Here is a 26,886-nt window from a genome sequence, read left to right as displayed (position 1 = left end):
GCCGCCGTGGTTCACATGCGGCACGCCGCCTCCATCCAGATGTCGGCGAGGGACTCCTCCAGGTTGATGCGGGGGCGCCAGCCGAGCCGGTCGCGCGCGGTGCGCACGTCGGCCTGCTGCCAGGTCCCGCAGCCGTCCGGGTAGGGGTGCGAGGCGGCGGGTGCGGCGAGGACGTGCTCGCCGTCGCCGCCGCGCGGGTGCCCGATGGTGGAGCGCAGGCCGTGGCCGAGGTGCGGTTCGCGCACGGGCAGTCCGGGGCCGAAGCCGGGCGGTGACTCCAGTTCGTGCAGCGCCCCGCCGAACCCGGCGACCCTGGCGAGTACGGCGGCGGCCTCGCGCAGCCGTACCGCGCGGCCGGAGCCGATGTTGACGACGCCCTGGGCGGCCGACAGCGAGGCGGCGTGCACGGCGCGGGCCACGTCGCGTACGTCGACGAAGTCGCGCTGCACGCCGAGTCCGCCCAGTTTCAGTTCGGTGTCCCCGGCCTGCATCGCGCGCCGCATGGCCTCCGCGAGCCGCCCGAGCGGGGAACCGGCCGGGGTGCCCGGTCCGACGGGTGAGAAGACCCGCAGGACGACGGCGTCGAGCCCGGAGCCGAGGACGAGTTCGGTCGCGGCGAGTTTGCTCACGCCGTACGGCCCGCCGGGGCGGGGCACGGCGTCCTCGGCGGTCGAGGAGCCCGGCTGGCTCGGCCCGTACTCGGCGCCGCAGCCGAGCTGGACGAGGCGGGCCCCGCAACCGGAGCGGCGCAGCGCCTCGCAGATCGTGGCGACGGCGACGGTGTTGTGCCGGGTCAGGTCCCGGGCCCCGCCGCGCACGGTACCGGCGCAGTTGACGACGACGCCGGGGTGGACGGCGTCGAAGAACCGGGTGAGCGCGCCGGGTGAGCCGCCCGCGAGGTCGAAGCGGACGTCGGCGTCGTCGCCCCGGCCCAGCACGGTGAGCTGGACGGCCGGGTCGGCGAGCAGCCGGTCGGCGACGAAGCGGCCGAGGTAGCCGTTCGCGCCCATCAGCAGCACCCTCATCGGGCACCTCCGGTGGGGGCCGAGGGGCGGCGGGGGCTGGTCATCGTGTGTCTCCTTCGGGGGGTGGTGCCGTGGGTCGCTGGTGAGGCCCGCGGGGCCGGTCCTGCGCGAGAGGCGCCGGGCCGGCTTCGCGGGAGGTGGCGCGAGAGGCGCGCCTGACGGCGGTGGTGCTCCGGTGTGCGGACCGGGCGCCCCGCGTCAGGTCCGGCCGGCCCGGGCCGCGTGGGCCGAGGCGCGGGAGAGTGCGGGCAGGCCCCGGGCCAGCAGGGTGAGCACCGCGAGGGTGCAGGCCAGCGCGGGGACGGCCCCGGTGCCGCCCAGGTCCGTGAGCGCCTCGACGGGCGCGGACACGGACCGGGCGCCGGGCAGCCGGGCGGTGAACACGGCGCACAGGGCGGCGAACTGGAGTCCGCAGGCGGTGAGCAGGGCGGTCCTCGCGGCCCCAGCGCAGCCGTACTGGATCATCAGCCGGGTCAGCAGCAGGAGCCCGCCGAGCGCTCCGGCGGACAGCGCTCCGCTCGCCTGGTGGAGCGCGGCCGCGGTGAGGCCGAGCAGGGTCCACAGGCAGCACAGGAACAGCAGGAACGTGCCGAGCAGCAGCGGGCGGACGGCGAGGACGAAGTCGTCGAGGGAGCGGCTGAGCGCGAGCCGCCGCCCCGCCCCGTACGCGAAGGCCCGCGCGCACAGGGCGCCGGGGACGAGGGCGAGGAGCAGCGCGAGGGCGGGCGCGGTGTGCGGGCTCCAGCCGTGCTCGGGGCCGCCGGTGAGGGCCTGGGCGAGCAGTCCGTCGCCGTACAGGGTCCCGGCGAACAGGAGCAGTACGTACTGCGTGGTGCCGGGGGCGGCGGGGACGCGGCTGGCGAGCGGGCAGCGCCGCAGACAGGCGCGCAGGCTCAGCAGGACCGCGAGCGGTCCGGCGCCGAGCAGCGCGGCCCGGGGGTGTCCGCCGGTGTGCGGGAGGGCGAGGAGGGTGCCGAGGGCCAGGGCGCCGGGCAGGAGCACGAGGAGGGCGCTCAGGTCGCGGCCCTTCGTCACCGGGGTGGCGGTGGACGGGGCGCGGTCGGTGAGCAGTTCGGCGCGGGCGCGGTCGGTGTGCCGGGGCATCCGCGCGAACATCTCCTCGGCGAGCGCGAAGACGTCCCGGTGCAGGTAGTGGCGGGCGGTGCGGTCGGTGACCCCGCGCGCCTCCAGGCCGGCCGCGATCTCCAGCGGGTCCACGGCCTGGGCGCACAGGTCGTGGTGGGTCTCCATGAGGGCCTTGACCGGGTCGGCTCCGGCCCCTGCGCCCGGTTCCGGGCGGGCTCCGGGCCCGGTGGGGGTGTACGCGCTCATCGGGCCGCCTCCTTGCGGTCGTCGTAGGGATGGGTGGCGTCGGCGTGGTGGGCGTCGCGGCGGCGGCCGGACCGGGGTGCGGCAGGGGGCCGGGGGCTCATCGGGCCGCCTCCAGGCGGCGTCCCGCGCCGGGCGCTTTGGCCGCCGTGGGGTCCAGGGGCGCCCAACCGGGGCCTTCCACAAGGGCGGTGGGGAGGACGGTCTCGGCGGGACGGCCGAAGGGCAGCGGCTCCCCGTGGTCGTCGAGCGGTTCGCGCGGTACCGGGCAGCGCGTGAGGATGTCGAGGTAGATGTCGTGGAAGGCGGCCACGTTCTGCTCGACGGTGAAGAGTTCGAGGGCGCGGGACCGGGCGGCGCCGCCGAGCACCGCGCGGCGCTCCGGGTCGCGCAGGAGTTCCAGGCAGGCCCCGGCCAGGGCCTCCGGATCGCGCGGCGGGACGACGAGCCCGGTGGAGCCGACCACCTCGACCACGGCGCCCGTGTCGGTGGAGACGGTGGCCCGGCCGCAGAACATGGCCTCGACGAGGCTGACCGGGAAGCCCTCGACGACGCTGGAGAGGACCACGGCGTCGGCCTGCGCGTACACCTCGGCGAGTTCCGGCCCCGGTGCGTCGGGCGCGCCGGCCTGCTCGAAGCGGACCGGACGGGGCTCCGCCCCGGGCCCCGGCGGGAAGAGGGCGGCGGCCAGTTCCTCGCAGTCCGCGCGGTAGGCGGCCTCGGACTCGTCGGCCGCGGGGGCGCCGACCAGGCGCAGCGTGGCCCGGGGTTCGGCGGCGTGCACGGTGACGAAGGCGCGCAGGAGGCTCGCGAGGTCCTTGGCCTCCTCGAACCGCCCGACCCACACGAGGTCCCAGCCGCTGCGCTCCGCGCCGTCCCCGGACCCGCGGCCGGTCGCGTCGGCCCCGCCGGCGGCCTCCCCCACCGCGGCGAACCGGGTGGCGTCCATGCCCGGGTAGACGGTGCGGAGTTTGGCGGGGTCGGCCCCGCACCGCTCCTGCCAGCGGCGGGCGTGCGCGTTGCCCGGGGTGACGAGGGCGGCCACCCGGTAGACCTCGGCGGCGAGTTCGCGGTGGAAGCCGCCGAGCACGGCGCGTACGGGGGCGCTCAGCGCGGGCCGGTCCGCCCCGTCCTGGTCCGCCTCGCCGAGGGCGGGCCGGGCGCCGAGGTAGAGCGAGCGCAGCCGGACGCCGTACTCGGTGACGAGCAGCGGGACCCCGCCGAAGTGGTGGGCGAGCAGTCCGGGCAGCGCGGCGAGTCCGCCGGCGGTGGCGTGGCACAGGTCCACGGCGCCGAGGCTGTCCTCGGCGTACCAGTCGAGGGAGAGCGGGCGCAGCGCGCGCTCCAGCAGGTCGGTGAGGAGCAGCAGGTCGCTGACCCGGGCGTGGTGGGCGGCGGGCAGCGCGCCGGAGGCCCGGCAGGCGCGTTCCAGGACGCGTACGGCCGCCTCGGAGCGCAGCGCCCCCGACAGGCCGCCGGTCTCCTGCGCCAGTTCGGCGAGGCCGTGGAGCGCGGCCCCGAAGGAACCGGAGGGTTCACCGGGGGCGAGGGGCCCGCGCACCTGCGCACGTCCGTCCCGGGGGGAGGGTCCGGGCGCCGCCGTCCCGGTCCGGGTTTCCCCGACCGCCATCCCGGCGAGCGCGGTGAGCCCGACGAGCGCGCCGGGGCGCGCGGTGGGCTCCTGCGCAGGTCCGGGGGCGGCCCCCGCGTACGCGGTGAGGGGCCCGGGTGTCCGTGCCCGGGCTCCCGCCCCCGCTCCGGCCCGTGCGTTGTCGGCGGAGCAGACGGCCGCCGCGAACGCCTCGAAGTGGCGCAGGAACACGCCTCTGGCGCGGCGGCCGAGCCGCTCGCCGTCCTCGGGCGCGTCCCACAGCGCCGCCGTGCGCACGCGGCTGACCTGCTCGGGCAGCCGCACCCAGCCCCGCTGCTCCTGGTGCTCACTGCGGCTGAGCGCGTAGACGTCGAACTCGTGGTGGTCCAGGCCCCGCACGAGCCGGTCGCACCAGAGTCCGGCCTCTCCGCTCACGTACGGATAGCCGCCGTCGGTCAGCAGTCCTATGCGCACAGCACACCCCCGATCTCCCGGTGACGGGGCCGTCCTCGGCGAGACGACCCGCAGCGGGACGAAGGTATGCGGGTGAGGGGGCGCACGACGGACGGTTGTCCGTCGCACCATCAGAAGGGGTGAAGCCTCGTAACCAATCCGTGGCGCGGACGTTTAACCGCGACGTAGCGGGATTGAAGTGGTGCGGAACGGCGGCCGGTTGCCGCTCGCGGCGCTCAGGCCACCGGCAGCGCCTCCCCGGGGAGCGCGGTCCGCTGCGCGCGCCGCTGCCGCGCCGTCTCGGGGTCGAGGACGGGTACGGCGGCCAGCAGCCCCCGCGTGTACGGGTCGCTGGGCGCCGCGTAGACCTCCTCGACGGTGCCCTCCTCGACGATCCGTCCGCCCCGCATGACGAGGACCCGGTCGCTCACCTGCCGTACGACGCCGAGGTCGTGGGCGACGAAGACCAGGGCGATCCCGGTGTCGCGCTGCAACTGGGCCAGGAGCTCCGTCACTTGGGCCTGGGTGGTGACGTCGAGCGCGGAGACCGCCTCGTCGCACACGATGACGGCGGGTTCGGGCGCGAGGGCGCGGGCGATGCCGACGCGCTGGCGCTGTCCGCCGCTGAACTCGTGCGGGTAGCGGTCCTGGGCCTCGGGTTCGAGCCCCACCTGGGCGAGGAGTTCCCCGACCCGGGCGCGGATCGCCTTCTCGTCGCGCTCTCCCCGGGCGCGCAGCGGGTCGGCGACGGACTCGCCGACGGTGCGCCGGGGGTTGAGCGAGGACGCGGGGTCCTGGAAGACCATCTGCACGGCGGGCCGCCCGTCCGGCCGCCGCGCGAAGGGAGCGAACTCGACGCTGCCCGCGCTCGGTTCGAGCAGTCCGACGAGCATCCGGCCGAGCGTGGTCTTCCCGCTGCCGCTCTCGCCGACGACGCCGAGGGTCTCTCCGCGCCGGACGGTGAGGGAGACCTCGGACACGGCGGTCACGGCGCGGGCGCCGCGCCCGAACCTCTTTGTGAGGCCGTGCGCTTCGAGGACGGTCTCGGCCGCGGGGACGGGCGGGCGCAGGGGGCCGTCCACGCGGGGGACGGCGGCGAGCAGCTCGCGGGTGTAGTCCTCGCGGGGGCCGCCCAGCACCTCGGCCACCGGTCCGCGTTCCACGGCGCGTCCGTGCCGCATGACGAGGATCTCGTCGACGCTGCCGGCCGCGACGCCCACGTCGTGGGTGACGAGGATCAGGCCGAGGCCGGTGTCGGTGCGCAGTTCGTGCAGGAGGTCGAGGATCTGGGCCTGCACGGTGACGTCGAGCGCGGTGGTGGGTTCGTCGGCGACGAGCAGCGCGGGTTCGCAGGCGAGCGCCATGGCGATGAGGGCGCGCTGGCGCATGCCGCCGCTGAACTCGTGCGGCCGGGAGCGGGAGCGGCGGGCCGCGTCGGGGATGCCGACCCGGTCGAGGACCTCGACGGCCCGGGCCCGGGCGGCGCGCCGCGAGGACCCGCTGTGCAGCCGGTGCACCTCGGCGATCTGGTCGCCGACCGCGTAGTACGGGTCGAGCGAGGACAGCGGGTCCTGGAACACCATGGCGACGGTGCCCCCGCGCAGGCGGCGCAGCGCGCGGTCCTCGGCGGTGAGCACGTCGGTGCCGTCGACCCGCACGCTGCCGCCGACCCGGGCGCCGGTGCCCCGGTGCAGGTCGAGCAGGGCGTACGCGGTGGCGCTCTTGCCCGAGCCGGACTCGCCGACGATGCCGAGGGCGCCCCCGGCCGCGAGCGAGAAGGACAGTCCGTCGACGGCGCGGACGGAGCCGAAGTCGACGGTGAGGTCGGTGACTTCGAGCAGGCTCATACGATCGCCACCCTTCGGTCGGCCACCGCGTACAGGACGTCCGCGAGGGCGTTGGCCAGCACGACGAAGAAGCCCATCACCAGGACGACGCCGACGACGATCGGGAGGTCGGAGACCTGGACGCCCTGGACCAGGGCGCGGCCGAGACCGGGGATGCCGAACAGGGACTCGGTGAGCATCGCCCCGCCCAGCATCGTCCCGGCGTCGAGCGCGCTCATCGCGATGACGGGGGCGACGGCCGCGCGCAGGGCGTGGCGCATGACGAGGGAGCGTTCGGAGACCCCGTAGGCCCGGAAGGTGCGCACGTGGTCCTCGGCGAGCGTCTCCAGCATGGAACTGCGGGTGAGGCGCGCGTACTTGGCGGATTCGATGAGGGCGAGGGAGACCCAGGGCAGCACGAGGTTCCAGGCCCACTGCTCGGGGTCCTGGCCGAAGGGCACGTACGTCGGGAAGGGCAGCCACTGGAGGGTCGAGCAGAACAGGATGATCAGGACCAGGCCGATCACGAACACGGGGGTCGCGACGCCGGCCAGGGTCAGCCCGGTCAGGAGTCGTTCGGTGGGCCGGCCGCGCCGCCAGGCGGACAGGATGCCGGTGCCGACGCCGATGAGCAGCCACAGGACGAAGGCGCCGGCCAGGAGCGAGGCGGAGACCGGGAGCTTCCCGGTGATCAGCGTGGTGACCTGCTGGCCGCTCTGGTAGGAGACGCCGAGGCAGGGCGCCGCGCAGTGTTCGCTCCCGGTGCCGGTCGAGAAGTCCCGGCCGGCCACGAGGCCCTGGAGGAAGTGCCCGTACTGGACGTACACCGGGTCGTCGAGGCGCAGCTGGTCGCGGACCTGGGCGACCTGGGCGGGTGAGCAGCGCGGTCCGCACACGGTCTGGGCGACGTCGGCGGGGATGACGTAGAAGAGCCCGTAGACGAGGACGGTCAGCGCGAACAGCACGAGGAGGGCGCCGCCGAGGCGGCGCAGCAGGAAGGCGCTCATGCGGCGGCTCCCGGCCGGCGCAGCCGCTTGCGGGCGCTGCGGACTCCGGTGCTCAGGCGGGACTCGGCGCGCGGGTCGAGCGCGGTGCGCACGCCCTCGCCGAGGACGGTCAGGGACAGCACGGTGACGAACAGCAGCCCGGCGGGCAGCAGCAGGTACGTGGGCGCCGCCTGGTACCAGGTGTTGGCGTCGGTGATCATCTGTCCCCAGGACGGGGTGGGCGGTTTGATGCCGACGCCGAGGAAGGACAGGGCCGCCTCGGTGCCGATGTTCGAGGGGAAGAGCAGCGCCGCGTAGGTCAGGACGGGCGCGGCGAGCGAGGGCAGCAGTTCGCGGCGGGCGATGTTCCAGGTGCTCCAGCCGCTGAGCCGGGCGGCGGCGACGTGGTCGAGGGCCTTGAGGCTCAGCGCCTGGGCCCGGACGAGCTTGGAGGTGCCGGCCCAGCCGATGACGCCCATGATGACGGCGAGCAGCACGGGGCGCGGGACCGAGTCGGGCGCGACCGCGAGCAGCGCGAGGGCGAGGATGTTGACGGGCAGCGCCACGCTGATGTCGGTGATCCGTCCGACGACCTGGTCGAGCAGGCGGCGGCCGAGGGCGGCGGCGAGGCCGATGACGATGCCGAGGGCGACCTGGACGAGCGTCGCGCACAGGGCGATGCCGAGGGAGACGCGGGCGCCGTAGACGAGCCGGGCGAACAGGTCGCGGCCGGTCTGGGGTTCGACGCCGAGCCAGTGGCTGCCGCTGATCCCGCCGAAGGAGCCGAGCGGGACACCGCCGGAGGCGGAGTCGACGAGGTGCGGGTGGTAGGTGGTGGGGTCCTGGCCTTCGAGGGCGGCGAGCAGCGGCGCGGTGAGCGCGACGAGCACGAGCAGCGCGACCACGCCGGCCGCGACGAGCGCGGCCCGGCGGGCGCGCAGCCGCCGCCAGAAGGTCCGGGCCCCCGGGGCCGGGGCGGGCGCGAGCGCGTCCGCCCCGGTCTCGGTGGCGAGCAGTGCTTCGGACATGGTTACTTGACCGCGGTCTGGGAGATGTCGAGAACGCCGGTCCAGTCACTGATGACGACGTTCTTGACGGCGGTGCCGGCCAGCCGCTTGTAGACGGGGTGGAACAGCGGGACGACCAGGGCCTTCTCGCCGATCTTCGCGTCGAGCGCGCCCCAGCGCCTGGCGGCCTCGCCGAGATCGGTGACCTTGTTGATCGCGTCGATCTCCTTGTTGACGGCCGGGTCGTTCAGCCGCCCGCTGTTGAAGTTGTAGCCGTCCTCGACGATCTGGCGCCCGTCGAAGACGGGGCCGATGAAGGGCCCGCCCGAGGGCCAGTCGGCGCCCCAGCCGGCCAGGAAGGCGCCCGGCTGCGTCTTGACGCTGTACACGGTGTCGCTGTAGCTGCTCTGGTCGACGCCCTTGAGCTTGACCGTGATCCCGGCCTTCTTCAGGGCGTCCTGGAGCGCGGTGGCGATCTCCGGGCTGGTCGCGAAGTTCTTCGCGTTGTTGTGCGTCAGGGTGATGGTGAGGCCGTTCTTGTACCCGGCCTCGGCGAGCAGCTTCTTCGCCTTGGCGGGGTCGCCGCTCTCCCCGGCCGGGAACGGGTCGGCGCCGGTGGAGCCGAAGGACTTCTGGTCCGGCAGGAAGGTGGTCGCGGGCTCGGCGAGCGAGGAGCCGCCGGCCGCGTTGATCACCGAGGAGCGGTCCACGGCGTAGGCGATGGCCTCGCGCACCTTCGGGTTGTCGAAGGGCTTCACCTTCGGGTTGAACGCGAGGTAGTTGGTGTAGCCGAAGTGCCCGGTGCCGACGCGTGCGGCGAGCTTCTTGTCGCCGGTGACCTTGGCGAGTTCGGAGGGGCCGAGGTTGGTGTCGGTGGTGACGGCGGCGGCGTCGGCGCCCGCGCTCGCGGACAGCCGCTGGTTGATGACCGCCGAGTCGAGACCCGAGCGCACGTCGATGCGGTCCGGGTACGCCTTGCGCTGGTCGTCGGTCTTCGCGGACCAGTGCGGGTTGCGCTCCAGGAGGAGCCGCTCGCCGTCGTTCTCGTTCTTGACGACCTTGTACGGGCCGGAGGAGACCGGGTGGTTCTCGTACTTGGTGCCGGTGTCCTTGGCCTTGGGCACGGGCGCGAACTGGGTCTGGGTGGCGAGGAAGGGGAACTCGCCCTCGGGCTTGTTGAGATGGAAGACGATGGTGGACTCGTCGGGGGTCTCGATGGAGTCGAGCCCGCCCTTGCCCTTGTCCTTGTACGGCCCCTGGTAGTCGGCGCCGCCGATCAGCCAGTCCCGCAGGTAGGGCGCGCCGCCCGAGAGTTCACCGGCGAAGGAGCGCTCGACGCCGTACTTGATGTCGGCGCTGGTGATCGGGGTGCCGTCCTCGTAGGTGAGGCCCTTCTTGAGGTGGTACGTCCACACCGTGGCGTTCTTGCTGGGCGTCCCGGTGTCGGTCGCGAGGTCGGGGACGACCTTCGAGCCGGCCGCGCCGCTCTTACGGGCCCGGGTGGTGAGCGTGCGGAAGACGAGCGAGGGAACGTTGCCGCCGCCGGAGGTGTAGAGCCGCGCGGGGTCGAAGTCCTCCTGGGCCTCGGCGTTGAGCACGCTGAGGGTGCCGCCCTTGTGCGGGGCGCCGGAGGCGGCGGCCTTGCCCTGGTCGCCGGAGGAGGCCGTCGCACCGGAGTCCTCGGGGCCGCAGGCGGCGAGCCCACCGGCCAGGACGAGGCTCACGGTGAGCGCGGCGAGACCGCGCGTGGGGAAGGACGATGGACGGCGCATGTGCGGTGTTCCCTTGGACGTGCCGCCGGGAGGGGCGGCGGAGAGCTGCGTGGGGAGGCCGGACCGGGGCGGCGCACGGGTGCGCGGGCCGGGGCGGCGGGGTGCGTCCGGAGCCGGGCGTACGTGCCGGGGCGGCGGACGGGAAGGGGCCACGCGGGGCCTGGAGCGGCCGGGCGGGCGAGGTGGTTCAGCTACAGATGATGTCTGCGACGCACAGCGCGGTCACGCCGATGAGCGCGAGCTCAATGGCGTGCGGCGGTACGCGGCGGGTCGACATGCGGAAAATATGATCGATATCCGGAACGTTGTCAACGCGTCCGGAGTCAATTACCGGCCAAGAACGGTCACAAGGGGCTGAGCGGTCGCGAGGTGCCGTACGGGTGCAAAGTGCCGGGCGATCACCCCACGCCGAGCTGCCGCGCCGAGCCGCGCGGGCCCCGTGCGAGCGCCGGGCCCGAGGTGACCGGTGCGACGGTCCGGCCCCGCGCGAGGTTCACTCCTTCGGGAAGGGCCAGGCGTTCGGCAGGCAGTGGATGCCGTCGTGGTCGAGGAACTTGGTCTGCTGCTGCATGACGGGGGCCAGCGAGCCGTCCACCGTGCAGCTCACGTGGTTGTGGCCGAGCCGGTGCCCCACCTCGTGGTTGATCAGCATCTGCCGGTACGGGTGGATCGCGTCCCCGTAGGTCACCGAACCCTGCGCCCAGCGGTAGGCGTTGATCATGACGCGCTCGGTGGCGGCGGAGTCGCAGGACACGTTGTCCACGGTCGTGTCGAGGCCCGATTTGGCGCACCAGTCGGCCGTGGTCCCCGGGCTCGCGAGCGTGACCACGAAGTCCGCCCGGTCGGTCGAGACGCGCTCGAAGGCACGCTGCTGTCCGTGTGCCCAACTGCGGTCGTCGTTCAGGGTTTTCTGCACCGCGTCGGCGAACAGGGCGCCGTCCAGGCCGAGTCCGCGCTCGATGTCGACGCGGTAGCGCAGCAACTGCTTGCCACGGCGCGGCGCGGCGGCGGAGCCGGGCACCGTGGTGAACGTGCCCGAGGCGTGCAGATCGGCGGCGAGCGGATAGGTACGCCCCATCAACTCGTCGTAGGTGGCCCGCCTGGGCTTCTCGCTCGGGGTGGGTCGCTTCGCGTCGAGTTTCGCCCTCGGGGAGGCGTCCTGCCCGGCCAGCACCTTGGCCCCGGTGGCTCCCGGGCCGTGCCCGGAGACCACGACGGCCAGGCCCAGGGTGACGGCGGCGGCACAGGCCCCCGTGACGAGTCCCGCGCGGCTGACACGACCGCGCCGGGGGCCACCGGAGACACCCGCGCCGTACGGTTCGCCGGGGCCTTCGGGCGCGCCCGGACCGGCCGGTGCGGTGCCGCCGGCCCCGGTTGCGGCCCCGGCCTCGCCGGAGGCGGGCCGCTGCTCCGGTTCACGCGTGAGGGGGACCCGGGGGCGGAACAGATCCTCCCCGTCCTTCTCCTCGTCCTCCCGCTCGCCGCCGTGCACGGCGGGGGACGACGGCCGCGCACCCCGCGTACCCGCCGGCTCCCCGTCGAAGGCCGCCAGGTACTCGCGCCGGGGCCCCGGCATCCCGGCCTCGGCGTCCCGCGCGGGCGGCTGTGCGGGCGGCTGTGCGGTGGCCTGTGCGGTCGCGGCGGAAGGTACGGCGGGTACGGCCTCGGCGGCGTGCGGCGCGGCGGGGATCGTCGCGTCCCGCACGAAACGCCCCGGCTCCCGGTTCTTCTGCCCGGGCGCCTGCTCCCGCTGTCCGGTCCGTTCCCGCCGTTCCGGCTGCTCCGCCGCGTGCGGTACGCGCAGTCCGCGGGCCTCGGGTGAGGCGGCGCGGGAGTCGCGCGCGTCGAGCGGGCCGAAGGGCAGGAAGGCGTCCTCCTGGCCGGGCCCCTCGCTCGACACGGCCGCGGGTTCCGGGTGTTCGGGATGGCCGCCGCGGACATCCGGCCGGCCGGCGGCGTTACCGGCGGCCCCGGTCACCCGGGCCGTTCCGTGGCCGTGCGCGGTGGCTCCGGCGGGGGCGCGGCGCCGGCCCGTGCCCGGTGGAGGCGTCGGCTGCGCGCCGCCCCGGGCGGGGTCCGCGCCGGGCGCGGGTCGCCCCGCCGCCTCCGGTGCGGCGGCGCGCCGCGCCTGCTCCTGTCCCCCCGGACTCGACGGACGGCTGTGACGTCCCACGCGCCCCCTCAGCTTCCTGTGTGCGTCTCCCGGGCGGGCGGCCCGGTCACGGTCCTGCCCTCCCCTTCGGGGAGTTCTGCGGTCTCCGCGAGCAGTTCCCTGACAGCGTCGGCGACGATGTGCGGATATTCCATCATCGCGACGTGTCCGGCGTCCGGGAGGGTCAGCAACCGGGACTCCCGGAAAGCGGTGGCCGCCTTGCGCGCCATGCGAAAGGAGACAAGCCGGTCCCGGCCGCCGTACACCAACAGGGTAGGGGCCAGAACGCGTTCCGCCTGCCGCCACAGCCCCTGCTGGCCGCCGAGTGTGTAGGCGTTGACGATCCCCCGGGCCGAACGGGTCATCGCGTCCCAGAAGTAGGGGAGGGCGAGCCGGCGTTCCATTTCGTGCACGGCGTGGCGGTAACCCTCCTCGTCGACCCGGGCCGCGTCGCCGTAGGTGAGGGAGAGGACACCCCGGGTGCGGTCCTCGGGCGTCCACCCCTTCGTCATGCGGAAGAACAGCGAGGCCACTCCGGGCACCGCGAGCAGCCCGGTGGGCACGGCGGTGCGCTGGACGCGTATCTCGGGCAGCGCGGGCGAGACCAGGGTCAGGGTGCGTACCAGGTCGGGGCGGGCCGCCGCGACCCGCGTGGCGACCGCGCCGCCCATCGAGTTGCCCGCGAGGTGCACCGGGCCCCGGCCGCGGGCCTCGATGAGCCGTACGACGGTGCGGGCCTGACCGGTGATCGAGTAGTCCCCGTCGTCGGGCGGCGGGGACTCGCCGAAGCCGGGCAGGTCGAGGGCCTCCGCGTCGAGATCGCCCGCGAGGGACTGCATGAGCGCCGACCAGTTCTGCGAGGAGCCGCCGAGGCCGTGCACGAACAGCGCGGGCGGCAGCCCCGCGCGGGCGGGTGGCCGGGAGCGCACGACGAGGGTGCGGCCGGGCAGTTCGACCGTGGTCAGCTCCTCGCCCGGGGCGACCCGGACGGCGCTCACCTTGGGTTCGGCGGCAGCGGGCACGGGAGGCAGTTCGCAGGACACGTCGCAATGTTACGAGACGATCACACCCCTGACCGGTGTTACGGCCGTCACAGCGCCGCGCGGCGGCCCCCGCTGGTCCGGCCACCGCGTAGCGGTCCGGCCCGCTTGCTCCTACGCTCGGGAGCACAGGGAGCACGCGGACGGAGAGTGTCGGCGCGCTGACGCCCGCCGCGCGCCCGCGCGCCGCCCACCGCTCCCGCACCACCCGTCCGCGCCCTTGTGCTCGACCACCACACACCCACCCGTGTCGGACGCGGCAGCCGGGGAAAGGCGAGTTCCATGACGAACGACCCCCGTGACATCCAGCCCCGTACCACCACCGAGCCCGCAGAGAGCGGCATCGGGACCGGCGTCGACCCGGAGGAGCCCGAGACCTTCGAGGACCCGGGCGCTCCCTACGATCCGGAGGCGCCGGAGGCCGACGACCTTCGGGACATCGACGAGGAGGCCGCCGAGAGCGCCGATCCGCTGGCCCGCAAGGAGGGCGAGCCGGCGAACGAGGCGGACCGGGCCGAGCAGTCCCGCGTCGTGGAGGAAGCGGAAGACGAATACCGCTGAACTCCCGCGGCCCTCGTCGCACCTCTCACCTGCGGTTCTCCCGTGTCCGACCAGTGAAATCCCCGCGCACGCCGCGCACGGGACGGTTACCGAAAAGTACGATGGCGGGCGCGGGCACCGTCCCGCGTTCGCAACGATCCTGGGAGGCGGCGTGAGCGCCATCGAGCAGACAGAGGCAGCACGCCCGCGGGGCACCAGACTGCCGCGCCGCGCACGACGTAACCAACTGCTGGGCGCGGCGCAGGAGGTCTTCGTCGCGCAGGGGTACCACGCGGCCGCGATGGACGACATCGCGGAGCGGGCCGGTGTCAGCAAGCCGGTGCTCTACCAGCACTTCCCGGGCAAGCTCGACCTGTACCTGGCCCTGCTCGACCAGCACTGCGAGGCGCTGCTCCAGGCCGTGCGCGCGGCGCTCGCCTCGACCACGGACAACAAGCTGCGTGTCGAGGCGACGATGGACGCGTACTTCCGGTACGTCGAGGACGACGGCGGCGCGTTCCGGCTGGTCTTCGAGTCGGACCTGACCAACGAGCCGGCCGTGCGCGAGCGCGTGGACAAGGTCACCTTCCAGTGCGCGGAGGCCATCTGCGAGGTGATCGCGGAGGACACCGGCCTCTCGCGCGACGAGTCGATGCTGCTCGCCTCGGGTCTGGGCGGTCTCGCGCAGGTCGTGGCCCGCTCCTGGCTGCACAGCGACCGCAGCGTGCCCAGGGACACCGCGGTGCAGTTGCTGACCTCGCTGGCCTGGCGCGGCATCGCCGGTTTCCCGCTGCACGGCGCCGAGAGCGGCTGAGGCCCGGGGGCCTCGCGGGCCGGTGTTCGCTGACGGCGTGCGGAGGGCACGGCCGGGGCGCCCTCCCTCCGGGCTAATGTGTGGCGTGTACGGCGCGCACAGCCGCGCACATCGGTGACCGTCGGAGGGACAAAAGCCGTGGAGGTCAAGATCGGCGTGCAGCACGCGCCTCGCGAGATCGTTCTGGAGAGCGGGCAGTCCGCCGCGGAGGTCGAGCAGGCCGTGTCGGAGGCCCTTGCGGGCAAGGCCCCGCTGCTCAGCCTTGAGGACGACCATGGCCGCAAGGTCCTGGTCCCCTCCGACCGGCTGGCCTACGTGGAGATCGGCGAGCCGACCGTCCGCAAGGTCGGTTTCGGCGTCCTCTGAGAGGACGGGCGGCCGGGTGAGCCCGGCAGCGGAACAACACGGCAGAAGGGGTGGTCCCGTCCGGGACCACCCCTTCTGCCGTGTGCGCGTGCGGGGCCCGTCGGCCCGGCTTACGGTCGGTCTGCGACCCCTTCCGATCATGAATCGGCCTCGAAGGGGCAGCCGGTAGTCAGCGGTCCGTATCCACCACCCGGGGAGGGTTGTTCCCCGTTGGCCTCGGGTAGGACGGCTACGACCGAATTGCCCCTCTACAGGCGTCCGGGAGGAAACCGCATGATCGTGGAAACGCTGGGCTCCGTCGCAGTCGGTCTCGCACTGGCCTGGCTCGCCCTGCACCGGCTCGCACACCGGCTGCCGTACCGCTCGCTCGTGCTGTCCACCGGCGGGATCGGCGGCGCGCTCGGCGCCTTCGTGACCCACACCTCGCTGGGCCCAGGCCACGCGGCGCTCACACTGCTGGGCGCGGTCGCCTTCACGGCGGCGCTGCTGTCCCTGCTGCTGCGTCCGGCCGGGCGGCGCCGCCCGCACTCGCGCTCGGCCTCGGCGGCCTGAGCCCGGGCGGCGCGCGCCCGCGGCCTCAGTGCCCCGTCAGGAGGCCAGGCCGAGCGCCGCCATCCGCTTGGTGTGGGCCTCGGTGATGCGGGAGAACATGCGCCCCACCTCGGCGAGGTCGAATCCGTCGGCCACCCCGCCCACCAGCATCGTCGAGAGCGCGTCGCGCTCGGCGACCACGCGCTGGGCCTGGGACAGCGCCTCGCCCATGAGCCGGCGGGCCCACAGCGCGAGCCGGCCGCCCACCCGGGGGTCGGCCTCGATCGCCGCCCGCACGTTCTCCACCGCGAAGTGGGCGTGCCCGGTGTCGGCGAGGACGGTCAGCACCAGATCGCGGGTGTCGCTGTCGAGCCGGACGGCGACCTCGCGGTAGAAGTCGCTCGCGATGGAGTCCCCGACGTACGCCTTGACCAGGCCCTCCAGCCAGTCCGAGGGCGCGGTCTGCTGGTGGAAGGCGTCGAGCGCGGTCGCGAAGGGCTGCATGGCGTCCTCGGGGACCGCGTCGATCGCGAAGAGCCGGTCGCGCAACTGCTCGAAGTGGTGGAACTCGGCGGCGGCCATGTTCGCCAGCTCCGCCTTGCCCTTGAGGGTGGGGGCGAGCTTGGCGTCCTCCGCGAGCCGCTCGAAGGCGACCAGTTCCCCGTACGCGAGAGCGCCCAGGAGGTCCACGACGGCGTCCCGGTAGCGCGGGTCGGCCGAGCTGTCCGCCCAGTTCCGGGCGGCGATCGTGGTGGGTGCGGCGGCGGTGTCAGGCGTCTCCATGAAGCGCACAATAGCCCGCCCCGGACCGGCCCGGTCGGGCGCGCCGGAGAGTGTGACGACCACTACGTACGGCGTTCACCCGGCACAGCTGGGTGTTTTGGGGGTACAGTGGTAAAGCGCCCGCCGAATATTCGGCGAGCCTGTACTGATGAGTACGCTTGTGAGTACGCATGAGGATGCCCGGTCGGTGGCCCGATCGGCTCCGACCCCGACAGCCCTCCCGGCGGTGCGCTCAGCGCGTGCGGCGGCGGAGGGGCCCTCAGCGGTAACGAGCGCTCTGAGCGTCGGCAGTGGTCCCGCGCGACCCGGCCCGTCCCCGTAAAACGGCCGGCGGTTCGTGGCACGGTACAAGACCCCCGCGTTCGCCTCGTTCCGCCTCACAGAAGAGGCAACACCCTGACTACGCAGACTTTCCGGGATCTGGGGATTCTCCCCGAGACGGCCGAGGCTCTCGAAGCCGTCGGTATCGTCCACCCCTTTCCCATCCAGGAACTGACCCTCCCCGTCGCCCTGGCCGGCTCCGACGTCATCGGCCAGGCCAAGACCGGCACCGGCAAGACCCTCGGTTTCGGTCTTCCGCTGCTGGAACGCGTCATCACCGCCGCCGACGTCGAGGCGGGGCGCGCCCGGCCCGAGCAGCTGACCGAGGCCCCGCAGGCCCTGATCGTCGTCCCGACCCGCGAGCTGTGCACGCAGGTCACCAACGATCTCCAGACCGCCGGGAAGGCCCGCGACGTGCGGGTCCTCGCCATATACGGCGGCCGCGCCTACGAGCCGCAGGTCGAGGCCCTCAAGAAGGGCGTCGACGTCGTCGTCGGCACCCCGGGCCGCCTGCTCGACCTCGCCGGCCAGAAGAAACTGAACCTCTCGCACGTACGGGCCCTCGTGCTCGACGAGGCGGACGAGATGCTCGACCTCGGCTTCCTGCCGGACGTCGAGAAGATCATCGGGATGCTCCCGGTCAAGCGGCAGACGATGCTGTTCTCGGCGACCATGCCGGGCGCGGTCGTGGGCCTGGCCCGCCGCTACATGTCGCAGCCCACGCACATCAACGCGACCTCCCCCGACGACGCCGGGCAGACCGTCGCCAACACCAAGCAGCACGTGTACCGCGCGCACTCGATGGACAAGCCCGAGATGGTCTCGCGCATCCTCCAGGCGGAGGGCCGCGGCCTCGCGATGATCTTCTGCCGGACCAAGCGGACCGCCGCGGACATCGCGGAGCAGCTGGAGCGGCGCGGTTTCGCCTCCGGCGCGGTCCACGGCGACCTCGGCCAGGGCGCCCGCGAGCAGGCGCTGCGCGCCTTCCGCAACGGCAAGGTCGACGTCCTGGTGTGCACGGACGTCGCGGCGCGCGGCATCGACGTCGACGGCGTCACGCACGTCATCAACTACCAGACGCCCGAGGACGAGAAGACCTACCTGCACCGCATCGGGCGCACCGGGCGGGCCGGGAAGTCGGGTACGGCGATCACGCTGGTGGACTGGGACGACATCCCGCGCTGGCAGCTCATCAACAAGGCGCTCGAACTGGGTCACCCGGCCCCGCCCGAGACCTACTCGACCTCCCCGCACCTGTACGAGGAGCTGAGCATCCCGGCGGGCACCAAGGGTGTGCTGCCGCGTGGCGAGCGCACCCGTGCGGGCCTGGGCGCGGAGACGGTCGAGGACCTCGGCGAGACCGGCGGCAAGCGCAAGCGCGGCGGTTCCGCCTCCGCTCCCGCGCACTCGGGTCCCGCTCCCGCCGAGGAGCGGCCCGCGAGCACGCGGCCCCCGCGCCGGCGTCGTCGTACGCGTTCCGGTGAGCCGCTCGCGGAGGGCGAGGGCCAGGCGGTCGCCGAGTCGGCCACCAGCGCCCCGGCGGCCGAGGAGGCGCCGCGTGCGCCCCGTCGGCGCCGTACCCGCGCCGCCGCCCCCTCGGCGCAGCCCGCCGAGGTGCCCGAGCAGAAGACGGCTCCCGAGGCCGAGACCGCCGGCGCCCCGGCGGCCGAGGCCCCGCGCAAGCCGCGTCGCAGGACGCGCGCGCGGCGCCCCGCTGCCGACGGCTCCGAGAGCTGACGGACCGGGACAGGCGAAGCGGACGAAGCCGGGCCGGCTCCCCCACGGGGAGCCGGCCCGGCTTCTTCGTGTTCCGGGCACCCTTGGCGCGGCGATCTCGGGGCCGCCGACGGCAGCAGGACCTCGGGGCTGGACCAGCGCATCGATCCACACCCGCACGAGTTACAGATTTTGAAAGGTGTAACCCGTGCGAGTACGGTCGATGATATGGACATACGACAGTTGGGTACGGCCGGCCCCCGCGTCCCCTCGATCGGACTCGGCGGCAGCGCGATGTCGGGCACCTTCGGCCCGGCGGACGACGCCGAGGGCATCGCGACGATCCGAGCGGCGATCGACGCGGGCATCACGTTGCTCGACACGGCGGACTTCTACGGGACCGGGCACAACGAGTGGCTGTTCCGGCAGGCGCTGCGCCCCGGGGACCGGGAGAGGACCGTGCTGAGCGTGAAGTTCGGCGGGCTGCGCGATCCGGGCGGCAACTGGGTCGGGGTCGACGGCCGGCCCGCGTACGTCAAGAGCGCCCTCGCCTACTCGCTGCAACGCCTGGGCACCGACCACGTCGACGTCTACCGTCCGGCCCGCCTCGACCCGCAGGTCCCGGTCGAGGACACGATCGGGGCGATCGCCGAGATGGTCGAGGCCGGGTACGTGCGCGCGATCGGCCTGTCCGAGGTCGGCTCGGAGACCATCCGCCGGGCCCACGCCGTGCACCCGATCTGCGATCTCCAGATCGAGTACTCCCTGTTCAGCCGGGGCATCGAGGACGGCATCCTCGACACCTGCCGGGAGCTGGGCATCGGCGTCACCGCGTACGGCGTGCTCTCGCACGGTCTGCTGACCGGCTCCTACCGCCCCGACCCCGGCGGCGCGGACCCGCGCGCGCACCTGCCGCGCTTCCACGGCGCGAACGTCGGGACCAACCTCGCCCTGGTCGAGAAGCTGCGCGGGCTCGCCGAGGCCCGCGGGGTGACCGTCGCCCAGCTCGCCATCGCCTGGGTCCTGGCCCAGGGCCGTCAGCGCGGGGACGTGGTGGCGCTGATCGGCGCACGCAAGCCGCACCGGGTCACCGACGCGGTGGTCGCGGCCGGGCTGAAGCTGAGCGAGGAGGACCTGGCCGCCGTCGAGCGCGCGGTGCCCGCCGCCGCGGTGGCCGGGGAGCGGTACGCCGCCCCGCAGCTCGCCCAGCTCGACAGCGAGCGCTGAGCGGTGGCCCCGGGCACGGCGCTGGACGCCGCGACGATACTCACGGCGACCGAGGAGGTGCTGCGCCGCTACGGCGCGCGGCGCGCGACCGTGGTGGACGTGGCCCGCGCGCTGGGCGTCAGCCACGCCGCGGTCTACCGTCACTTCCCCTCCAAAGCGGCGCTGCGCGAGGCGGTGACGCGCCGCTGGCTGGCCCGCTCGCACGAGGACCTGGCGCGGCTCGCGGCCGATGCGGCCCTCGCCCCGCCGGAGCGGCTGCGGGCCTGGCTGCTCGCCCTGTTCGCGGTCAAACGGGCCCGGTCCGCGGACGATCCGGAGCTGTTCGCGACGTACCGCGTCCTGGTCACCGAGCAGGGCGCGGCCGCCGCCGAACACCTCGCGCTCCTGCGGGAGCAACTCGCGGGCATCGTCGCCGAGGGGATCGCGCGGGGGGACTTCGCGCCCGGGGACCCGGCCGGGACGGCGCGAGCCGTGTTCGACGCGACGGCCGCCTTCCACCACCCGGCGCACTGTGGCGAATGGGAGGCGGACGGCACCGAGGCCGCCCTGGACGGCGTGTGCACGCTGCTCCTGGACGGCCTGCGCCCCCGCTGATCCCGCTCTCCCCCACATCCATCCCCATCCCCCACCACAGGAGGACGCCATGTCGCTGAACGACGAGGAACGCGCGCGCACCAGTGCCGAGTTGTGGGCCAACGCCCGGCTCGCCGGGGTCACCGCCGAGGAACTGGCCGCCGACCTCGGCCTCGACACCGGGCAGGTCAGGGCCGCGCTCGACGTGCGCGAGGGCTCCCGGCCGCAGGACGTGTGGCTGGTGCGCGACCACCTGGAGACCTTGGTGCGGGAGGCCGGCGAGTCCCCCGTGCCGTACACGGTGCTGACCAGACGGGCCCGGCTGGCCGCCGCCATGTGGTTCCCGCTGCGCCGCCCTCCGCGCCGGGGGTCTCGGCACTGAGCGGGCCAGTGGATAGCCTCGGGGCATGAGCAGGCCGCCGACCTTCGCCCCGCCGCCCGGTACCGTCCCCCTCCGGCTCGCCACCCGGCGGGGGGAGTTCGCCGCCCTGGAGACCCGCCCGGCCGGCCCGCCCCGTGCGACGGCGCTGCTGCTGCCCGGGTTCACCGGCAGCAAGGAGGACTTCCTCCCGCTGCTGCCTCCGCTCGCGGACGGCGGTTACCGCGTTCTCGCGGTGGACGGCCGCGGGCAGTACGAGACGCCGGGACCCGAGGACCCGGCGGCGTACGCGCAGCCGGCCCTCGCCGAGGACGTGCTCGCGCAGGTCGCGGCGCTCGGCGCGGGGCCGGTGCATCTGCTCGGCCACTCGCTGGGCGGGCACATCGCGCGCGCCGCCGTCCTGCGCGAGGTCTCCGCCTTCCGTTCGCTCACCGTGCTGTCCTCGGGTCCGGCGGCGGTCTCGGACGGGCAGAAGGACCGGCTGGCCCTCCTGTCGCAGGCGCTGCGCACCATGGAGAAGGGGGCGGTGTGGGAGGCGATGCAGGCGCTGGAGTCCCCTGAGCAGATGGCCGGCGAGCACGCGCCCCCGGTCCCGCTCGACGACTACCTGCGGGAGCGGTGGATGCGCACGAACACCCAGCAACTCCTGGCCACCGGGCACGAGTTGACGGTGGAGCCGGACCGGGTGGCACAGCTCGCCGCGACCGGGCTGCCGCTGCACGTGGTGTCCGGGCAGACCGACGACACCTGGCCGGTGGAGTGGCTGGACGAGATGGCGCGGCGGCTGGGCGCGCGGCGCACGGTGGTGGAGGGCGCGGGCCACTCCCCCAACACGGACCGGCCTGAGCCGACCGCGCGGGCGCTGCTCAGCTTCTGGGATCACTGTCCGGCATAGGGAACAGCGTGCGCAGGTGCTCCCAGAAACCGTCCCGCAGCGCCCGGCGCAGATCGGACTGGCCGCGCAGGGAGTACTGGAGCAGGCTCTCGGCCTCCACGAGCAGGTCCTGGTCGACGGCGCCCGGCAGGTAGGGGCCCGGCAGCACTTCGGCGAGCGCCTCGCGGCCCCGGGTGCCGAGCCAGGTCGCGGCGATCCGCTTGCCGACGAAGTGGACGTCCTCGCGGGTGGGCCGGGGCACGACGTTGGAGTCGAAGGTGACGACGGTGCGCCGGGTGACGTAGGGCTTGAAGAAGTCCAGGTAGAGGGTGCGCTGCGTGTCCGCCTCCCACAGCAGGGGGTCGGCCTGGTTGCGCACGCCCTCGGGCGCCTCGATGCCCCACAGGTGCACGCGGGTCCCGTAGCCCTGGGCTGCCTCGACGGCGGGGACGAGGTCCTCGTCGCCGCCGAGCAGGACGGCGTCGCTCAGGGCCCGGTGGCGGGCCAGGGACTCCAGGTCGCTGCGGATGAGGGAGTCGACACCCTTCTGCTGGTTGTTGGCGTTGAGGTTGCCCAGGCGCACCTTGACGTCGGGCAGTTCGGCGATGGACTGCTGCTCGGCGGTGTGGATGCGGCGCCGGGCCCCGTCGTACCAGTAGACGCGCAGCAGCCGGCTGTGCGGGAAGACGCGGCTGGCGCGTTCGATGAGCGCGTCGACCACGCCCTGGGCGTCGAGTTCGAAGGCGCGCCGGTCCTCGGTGCCCGTGGCGAGCCGCCCGGCCGCGGCGTACAGGTATCCCGCGTCGACGAAGACCGCGTGGTGGGAGGAGGCGGCCAGCTCACCGGCCACACGCTCCAGCAGTTCGTTGGTCCGGTCGATGCGGGCGCCGAGGGCCGCGAGTTCTTCGTTCATAGACTGTTCATTGTCCGGGTCGTCACGGAGCGAGCACAACCGGTCTCGCTACCCGTGAGTAATTAGCTCGGCGAAAGTTTTCCTTAGCCAAGGGAATGTTTGCTCAGGGCAACCCGTTGTCCCCTAAGGAACGCGAGACACCCGTGTCTCGCAATCCACTCTTAACGGGCGGGCAACGTGTTTGGCCGCCCCAGGGGGTCAGACTCTTGTCAGGGCCCCCGCACTCACAGTTCTCCTCCAGGAGGATCACCCGGACGAAGGGAGAAGCCCATGCGCTTCGAGATCATGCGCCTTGATGACGTGGATGGTTCCGCAGTGGACAGCACGGTCGTCGATGCCGCCTCCGTCAACCGGATCGTGCAGCAGGCGGCCGAACTCGGCCAGCGGCTCTACATCCGGCCGGCCCAGGCCCCGGCCTCGTAATTTCCTGATCGCACCGATTGTCGCCTTGGCGAAAACGCCCCCCGTACGGATTGTGTACGGGGGGCGTCGCCGTGTGCGCGGCCCGCTCGGGCCGGATCGCGTCAGGAGTTCTGGATGACCTGGGTGACGCCGTTGATGATCTGCTGCACGGCGATGGCGGAGAGCATCATCCCGGCGAGCCGGGTCACCAGGACCACCCCGCCGTCCTTGATGACGCGGATGATCAGCAGCGAGTAGCGCATCGTCAGCCACAGCACCACGTGCATCGCGAGGATCGCGGCCCAGACGGAGACCTGCGAGCTGACGTCGTCGGCGTGCTGCACGGCGAGGATCACCGAGACGATGGCCCCGGGCCCGGCGAGCAGGGGCATGCCGAGCGGGACGAGGGCGACGTTGACGTCCTTGGTCTGCTTGGGTTCGTCGGTCTTGCCGGTGAGCAGGTCCAGCGCGATGAGCAGCAGCAGGAGACCGCCCGCGATCATCAGCGCGGGCACGGAGACGTGCAGGTAGTCGAGGATCTGCTGACCGAGCAGCCCGAAGACGACGATCACGCCGAAGGCCACGCACACGGCCTGGAAGGCCATCCGGCGCTGGAGCCGGGCGGGCCGGCCCGCGGTGAGGGCCAGGAAGATCGGGGTGATCCCGGGCGGGTCCATGATCACGAAGAGCGTGAGGAAGAGGGAGCCGAAGACGGCGAAGTCGAACACGGTGGGCCTTGCGGTGAGAAGAGACGTGCGGGGAGGTGGGGGCCCTCGTCCGGGCCGCCGCGCGTGACGGGACGTCATGCGGGACGCGGCCGGACGGCGGTCGGTGACGGAGCCGGGCAGGACCGCGCGGACGGGAAGCGGTGCGTGAGCGGCTGCCCGGCGCCCCGTGGACGGGGAGACGGGAGGACGTACGGGGCTCAGGTCCTGAGGCCGGGCCGGGGCCGACGCGGTCCGCCGGGTGGCGTACGGCGCTCAGGCGGCTCCGCCGGCGCCGGGGACCGGGAAGGCCCCCGTGGCACGGCGGGTGATCTCGCCGTAGATCTCGGGGTCGGTTGTGAAGGCGCCGAGCCCCACGGTCTTGCGGCTGCCGTGGTAGTCGCTGGAGCCGGTGGCGAGCAGGCCGAGTTCCCCGGCCATGGCGTGCAGCCGCCGCCGGGTCTCGGGGGTGTGGTCCATGTGGTCGGCCTCGACGCCGCCGAGTCCGGCGGCGGCGAGTTCGGCGATCGTGCTCTCGGGGACGACGTTGCCGCGCGAGGAGGCCAGCGGATGCGCGAGGACGCTGACCCCGCCGGCCGCCTTGACCAGGCGGACAGCCTCGAAGGGGTCGAGTTCGGCCTTGGGCGCGTAGGCCCGGCCGCCGTCGCCGAGCCACTGCGGCACGAAGGCCTCGGACACGGAGGCGACGACGCCGAGTTCGACGAGGGCGCTGGCCACGTGCGGGCGGCCCACCGAACCACCGGCGGCGATCCGCTCGACCTGCTCCCAGGTGACCGGTACGCCCAGTTCGCGGAGTTTGGTGACCATGGCCTTGGCCCGGGGCACCCGGTCGTCGCGCACGAGTTCGCGGGCGGCGAGCAGCGCGGGTTCCCCGGGGTCGAAGAGGTAGGCGAGCAGGTGCAGCCCGGTCCCGTCGAGCCGGCAGGAGAGTTCGGCGCCGGGCACGAGGGTCAGCGGGCGGTCGAGCCCGTCGAGGGCGGCGATCGCCTCCGCGTGCCCGCGCGTGGTGTCGTGGTCGGTGAGCGCGAGGACGTCGAGTCCGGCCTCGGCGGCGGCCCGCACCAGACCGGCCGGGGTGTCCGTACCGTCGGAGGCCGTGGAGTGGGTGTGCAGATCGATGCGCACGACACGGTCTCCAGGGCGTTCGATGGACGGGACGCCCTCAAGGATAAGGCCCACGTGAAGGTGCCCGGACGAGTGGACCGGCCGCCGCGAGGGGCGGTCGCCCACCGCCCGTACGGCCGGACCGTCCACCACGACGGGACGACCGGCTGGCGCCCGGACGGCGCCCGGACGGCGCGACCGGCCACCGCGTCGGGAGGACTCCCGGACGCCCCTCGGCCGGAAGGACCCACCTCGCTGACGGCCCCGGGACGACCGCACGCGCGTCACAGCAGGGTCGGCGAGAGCGCCCCGCACGGCAGGAGTTCCACTTCGGCGCCCGCCTCCCGCAGGTCCGTCAGGACGAGGTCCTCGTGGAGCAGGACGCCGGAGGACTCGGGGCGTACGACGATCCACAGCCGGACCCCGAGCGCCTCGCCGACGAAGACGGCGCGGTCGGCGGGCGCGTGGTCCAGGCGCCACAGGGAGACCGGCAGCCCGGCGGCGAGGACCTGGGCCTGCGCGGGTTTGTCCGGGTTGAGTTCGGCGCCGGGGCCGGGTCCCTCGATCCCCGCGTAGTAGGCGCCGAGGCCCACCCCGGGCTCCTCGGCGATCAGCAGGATCTCCTCCGTACCGCCGCCCTGCGCCACGGGTCCCGAACAGGCGAGGGCGACCGCGCGGGTGCCGCCGAGGTCGTCCCCGGCGGCGGCGACCCCGGTGTAGAGCCGCCCCACCGGAAGCGGCCACAGCATCCACACCGGGACGACCGCCTGCCGGACCACGACCGAGAGCACCTCGACATCGGGCGGGAGCACGGGCTGGAGCGGGGGCACGGCCCCGTGCCGGGGGCAGGACCAGCGGTCGGCGAACAGGCCGGGCGCACGCACCCGGCCACCGCACCTCGGGCAACTGGGTTCGCCCCTCATGCGGCTTACGGTCCTCCCCGCACGTGCCTCCGTCAAGGACGATCAGCACATTGCCGCCGGGGCCCCGCCCGCCCCCTCCGCTCCACCCCCCGCCCCGCACTCCGCCCGACTTAGGTGCATGTTGCATTATTTAGCTCCGCTAACTTATTATGTGTATACGCCAACCATCTAGGTGCGGGCCGGGACCGCGGTCCGTCGAGGGAGCAGGGAATGCAGAGCAGTACCGGGACCACGCGGCACACGGAGGCCGATCCGCTGGACGCGGGTGCGGGCAGCCTGTTGCGTCAGCCGAAGGCGGTCTGGGCCACGGCCGGCGCCTCCGTCGTCGCCTTCATGGGGATCGGCCTGGTGGACCCGATCCTCCCCTCCATCGCGAAGGGACTGGACGCGAGCGCGAGCCAGGTCTCCCTTCTGTTCACCTCGTACTTCCTGATCACGGCCGTCGCGATGCTGCTGACCGGCTTCGTCTCCAGCCGGCTCGGCGGCAAGAAGACGCTGCTGCTCGGCCTCGCACTGGTCGTCGTCTTCGCCGCACTGTCCGGGACCTCGGGCTCGGTCGGGGAGCTGGTCGGCTTCCGGGCGGGCTGGGGCCTGGGCAACGCCCTGTTCGTGTCCACGGCGCTCGCCGTGATCGTCGGCGCGGCCGCGGGCGGCAGCGCGGCGGCGATCCTGCTGTACGAGTCGGCGCTCGGCCTCGGCATGGCCTGCGGTCCGCTGCTCGGCGCCCTGCTCGGGAACGCCAGCTGGCGCTACCCCTTCTTCGGCACGGCCGCGCTCATGGCGATCGGCTTCCTGTGCATCGCGCTGTTCCTGAAGCCGCAGCCGAAGCCGGCCCGCAAGACCTCGATCACGGACCCGCTGAAGGCGCTGGGCCACGGCGGACTGGCCTCGGCCGCGATCTCGGCGTTCTTCTACAACTACACGTTCTTCACGGTGCTGGCCTTCACCCCGTTCGTGCTGGACATGACGCCGTACAAGTCGGGCGCGGTGTTCTTCGCCTGGGGCCTGCTGCTCGCGGTCTTCTCGGTCCTGGTCGCGCCCCGGCTGCAGAGGCGGCTCGGCTCACTGAAGGTCCTGGGCGGCTCGCTCGTGCTGCTCGCCGCGGACGTCGTGGTGCTCGGCTACGGCGACCACACGACGGCCGTCGTGTGCACGATCCTGTCGGGCGCGTTCATCGGCGTGAACAACACGGTCTACACCGAACTCGCCCTCGGCGTCTCGGACGCCCCGCGCCCGGTGGCCAGCGCGGGCTACAACTTCGTGCGCTGGTTCGCGGCGGCGGCCGCCCCCTTCTTCGCCCCGAAGATCGAGGGCTGGACCAACGTCCACATCCCGTTCGTCATCGCGGGCGTCACCGCCGTGATCGGCGCACTCGTCGTACTCGTACGGCGCCGGGCGCTCACCCACGAGGCCGAGACGGAGGCACCGAAGCACGCCGCCCAGGACAGCGTGTCCGTCTTCGCCGACGCCGGCTGAGCCGGCGGGGGCCTCGGTTCAGTCGAGGTGCGAGGCGA

The 26,886-nt window shown here is 73.8% G+C and carries 25 protein-coding genes and 1 pseudogene; 11 read left to right on the top strand and 15 right to left on the bottom strand.

What is annotated here, in order from left to right:
- Nucleotides 1-11 precede the first annotated feature (11 nt).
- The 10 genes from AB0J21_RS26625 to AB0J21_RS26580 form a co-directional block, all read right to left on the bottom strand.
- The gene (locus AB0J21_RS26625; RefSeq protein ID WP_363148643.1) at nucleotides 12-1,025 is read right to left on the bottom strand and encodes an NAD-dependent epimerase/dehydratase; all 1,014 of its coding nucleotides are present in this window, start codon (nucleotides 1,023-1,025) and stop codon (nucleotides 12-14) included.
- 198 nt (nucleotides 1,026-1,223) lie between these two features.
- Nucleotides 1,224-2,357, bottom strand: coding sequence for a hypothetical protein (locus AB0J21_RS26620; RefSeq protein ID WP_363148642.1), 1,134 nt, complete (start codon nucleotides 2,355-2,357; stop codon nucleotides 1,224-1,226).
- Between the two features lie 97 nt (nucleotides 2,358-2,454).
- Nucleotides 2,455-4,419, bottom strand: a complete 1,965-nt coding sequence (locus AB0J21_RS26615) for a glycosyltransferase (RefSeq protein ID WP_363148641.1) — start codon at nucleotides 4,417-4,419, stop codon at nucleotides 2,455-2,457.
- Nucleotides 4,420-4,634: 215 nt separating this feature from the next.
- The gene (locus AB0J21_RS26610) at nucleotides 4,635-6,245 is read right to left on the bottom strand and encodes an ABC transporter ATP-binding protein (RefSeq protein WP_363148640.1); all 1,611 of its coding nucleotides are present in this window, start codon (nucleotides 6,243-6,245) and stop codon (nucleotides 4,635-4,637) included.
- Entirely contained in the window at nucleotides 6,242-7,231 is a 990-nt protein-coding gene (locus AB0J21_RS26605) for an ABC transporter permease (protein ID WP_363148639.1), read from the bottom strand. Before AB0J21_RS26605 ends, AB0J21_RS26610 begins: the two co-directional genes overlap by 4 nt.
- Nucleotides 7,228-8,238, bottom strand: coding sequence for an ABC transporter permease (locus AB0J21_RS26600; protein ID WP_363148638.1), 1,011 nt, complete (start codon nucleotides 8,236-8,238; stop codon nucleotides 7,228-7,230). Before AB0J21_RS26600 ends, AB0J21_RS26605 begins: the two co-directional genes overlap by 4 nt.
- A 2-nt stretch (nucleotides 8,239-8,240) precedes the next feature.
- Nucleotides 8,241-9,989, bottom strand: coding sequence for an ABC transporter substrate-binding protein (locus AB0J21_RS26595; RefSeq protein WP_363148637.1), 1,749 nt, complete (start codon nucleotides 9,987-9,989; stop codon nucleotides 8,241-8,243).
- A gap of 187 nt (nucleotides 9,990-10,176) precedes the next feature.
- Nucleotides 10,177-10,266, bottom strand: coding sequence for an Ms4533A family Cys-rich leader peptide (locus AB0J21_RS26590; protein WP_363148636.1), 90 nt, complete (start codon nucleotides 10,264-10,266; stop codon nucleotides 10,177-10,179).
- Between the two features lie 216 nt (nucleotides 10,267-10,482).
- Nucleotides 10,483-11,889 (bottom strand): DUF3152 domain-containing protein, encoded by a 1,407-nt coding sequence (locus tag AB0J21_RS26585; RefSeq protein WP_363148635.1) that lies wholly within the window; start codon nucleotides 11,887-11,889, stop codon nucleotides 10,483-10,485.
- Nucleotides 11,890-12,170: 281 nt separating this feature from the next.
- Nucleotides 12,171-13,184, bottom strand: coding sequence for an alpha/beta hydrolase (locus tag AB0J21_RS26580; RefSeq protein ID WP_363148634.1), 1,014 nt, complete (start codon nucleotides 13,182-13,184; stop codon nucleotides 12,171-12,173).
- Between the two features lie 279 nt (nucleotides 13,185-13,463).
- On the opposite strand from AB0J21_RS26580, the gene AB0J21_RS26575 reads away from it, so the two are divergent.
- From AB0J21_RS26575 to AB0J21_RS26560, 4 genes are all read left to right on the top strand, one after another.
- Nucleotides 13,464-13,742: a hypothetical protein gene (locus AB0J21_RS26575; RefSeq protein WP_363148633.1), complete on the top strand. Its 279-nt coding sequence runs from the start codon at nucleotides 13,464-13,466 to the stop codon at nucleotides 13,740-13,742.
- Nucleotides 13,743-13,893: 151 nt separating this feature from the next.
- On the top strand, nucleotides 13,894-14,535 hold the full coding sequence (locus tag AB0J21_RS26570) for a TetR/AcrR family transcriptional regulator (protein WP_363148632.1): 642 nt from the start codon (nucleotides 13,894-13,896) through the stop codon (nucleotides 14,533-14,535).
- Between the two features lie 138 nt (nucleotides 14,536-14,673).
- Nucleotides 14,674-14,901, top strand: coding sequence for a DUF3107 domain-containing protein (locus tag AB0J21_RS26565; protein WP_363148631.1), 228 nt, complete (start codon nucleotides 14,674-14,676; stop codon nucleotides 14,899-14,901).
- 273 nt (nucleotides 14,902-15,174) lie between these two features.
- A complete protein-coding gene (locus tag AB0J21_RS26560) occupies nucleotides 15,175-15,453 on the top strand; it encodes a hypothetical protein (protein WP_363148630.1) in 279 nt (92 codons plus the stop codon).
- Nucleotides 15,454-15,489: 36 nt separating this feature from the next.
- On the opposite strand, the gene AB0J21_RS26555 is transcribed toward AB0J21_RS26560, so the two are convergent.
- Nucleotides 15,490-16,215 (bottom strand): ferritin-like fold-containing protein, encoded by a 726-nt coding sequence (locus AB0J21_RS26555; RefSeq protein ID WP_363148629.1) that lies wholly within the window; start codon nucleotides 16,213-16,215, stop codon nucleotides 15,490-15,492.
- Nucleotides 16,216-16,593: 378 nt separating this feature from the next.
- Between AB0J21_RS26555 and AB0J21_RS26550 the strand changes: the two are divergent.
- From AB0J21_RS26550 to AB0J21_RS26530, 5 genes and pseudogenes are all read left to right on the top strand, one after another.
- Nucleotides 16,594-18,273: pseudogene (locus tag AB0J21_RS26550) on the top strand (DEAD/DEAH box helicase); the annotation flags it as partial.
- 207 nt (nucleotides 18,274-18,480) lie between these two features.
- Nucleotides 18,481-19,479, top strand: a complete 999-nt coding sequence (locus tag AB0J21_RS26545) for an aldo/keto reductase (RefSeq protein ID WP_363148628.1) — start codon at nucleotides 18,481-18,483, stop codon at nucleotides 19,477-19,479.
- Nucleotides 19,480-19,482: 3 nt separating this feature from the next.
- On the top strand, nucleotides 19,483-20,073 hold the full coding sequence (locus AB0J21_RS26540; RefSeq protein WP_363148627.1) for a TetR family transcriptional regulator: 591 nt from the start codon (nucleotides 19,483-19,485) through the stop codon (nucleotides 20,071-20,073).
- Nucleotides 20,074-20,122: 49 nt separating this feature from the next.
- Nucleotides 20,123-20,434, top strand: a complete 312-nt coding sequence (locus AB0J21_RS26535; RefSeq protein WP_363148626.1) for a DUF2316 family protein — start codon at nucleotides 20,123-20,125, stop codon at nucleotides 20,432-20,434.
- 25 nt (nucleotides 20,435-20,459) lie between these two features.
- Nucleotides 20,460-21,326, top strand: coding sequence for an alpha/beta hydrolase (locus AB0J21_RS26530; protein ID WP_363148625.1), 867 nt, complete (start codon nucleotides 20,460-20,462; stop codon nucleotides 21,324-21,326).
- Here the strand turns inward: AB0J21_RS26530 and AB0J21_RS26525 are convergent.
- A complete protein-coding gene (locus AB0J21_RS26525; protein WP_363148624.1) occupies nucleotides 21,298-22,218 on the bottom strand; it encodes an NYN domain-containing protein in 921 nt (306 codons plus the stop codon). The genes AB0J21_RS26530 and AB0J21_RS26525 overlap by 29 nt on opposite strands.
- Before the next feature lie 270 nt (nucleotides 22,219-22,488).
- Between AB0J21_RS26525 and AB0J21_RS26520 the strand changes: the two genes are divergently transcribed.
- Nucleotides 22,489-22,641: a hypothetical protein gene (locus tag AB0J21_RS26520; RefSeq protein WP_363148623.1), complete on the top strand. Its 153-nt coding sequence runs from the start codon at nucleotides 22,489-22,491 to the stop codon at nucleotides 22,639-22,641.
- Between the two features lie 101 nt (nucleotides 22,642-22,742).
- Here the strand turns inward: AB0J21_RS26520 and AB0J21_RS26515 are convergent, their stop codons facing one another.
- The 3 genes from AB0J21_RS26515 to AB0J21_RS26505 all read right to left on the bottom strand — a co-directional run bounded on the left by AB0J21_RS26515 (nucleotide 22,743) and on the right by AB0J21_RS26505 (nucleotide 25,372).
- Nucleotides 22,743-23,348 carry a MarC family protein gene (locus tag AB0J21_RS26515; protein ID WP_363148622.1) on the bottom strand — a complete coding sequence of 202 codons (606 nt, stop codon included), beginning with the start codon at nucleotides 23,346-23,348 and terminating at the stop codon, nucleotides 22,743-22,745.
- A gap of 252 nt (nucleotides 23,349-23,600) precedes the next feature.
- Nucleotides 23,601-24,470, bottom strand: coding sequence for a PHP domain-containing protein (locus tag AB0J21_RS26510; RefSeq protein ID WP_363148621.1), 870 nt, complete (start codon nucleotides 24,468-24,470; stop codon nucleotides 23,601-23,603).
- A 263-nt stretch (nucleotides 24,471-24,733) separates the two neighbouring features.
- On the bottom strand, nucleotides 24,734-25,372 hold the full coding sequence (locus AB0J21_RS26505) for a DUF6758 family protein (RefSeq protein ID WP_363148620.1): 639 nt from the start codon (nucleotides 25,370-25,372) through the stop codon (nucleotides 24,734-24,736).
- 210 nt (nucleotides 25,373-25,582) lie between these two features.
- Between AB0J21_RS26505 and AB0J21_RS26500 the strand changes: the two genes are divergently transcribed.
- On the top strand, nucleotides 25,583-26,848 hold the full coding sequence (locus AB0J21_RS26500; RefSeq protein ID WP_363148619.1) for an MFS transporter: 1,266 nt from the start codon (nucleotides 25,583-25,585) through the stop codon (nucleotides 26,846-26,848).
- The last annotated feature ends 38 nt before the right edge of the window (nucleotides 26,849-26,886 follow it).

Source organism: Streptomyces sp. NPDC049954, from assembly GCF_040656295.1.
In the GTDB taxonomy this organism is placed as follows: domain Bacteria; phylum Actinomycetota; class Actinomycetes; order Streptomycetales; family Streptomycetaceae; genus Streptomyces.
The sequence above is the reverse complement of the archived record's forward strand: the minus strand, read 5'-3'. Positions and strand labels throughout refer to the sequence as shown.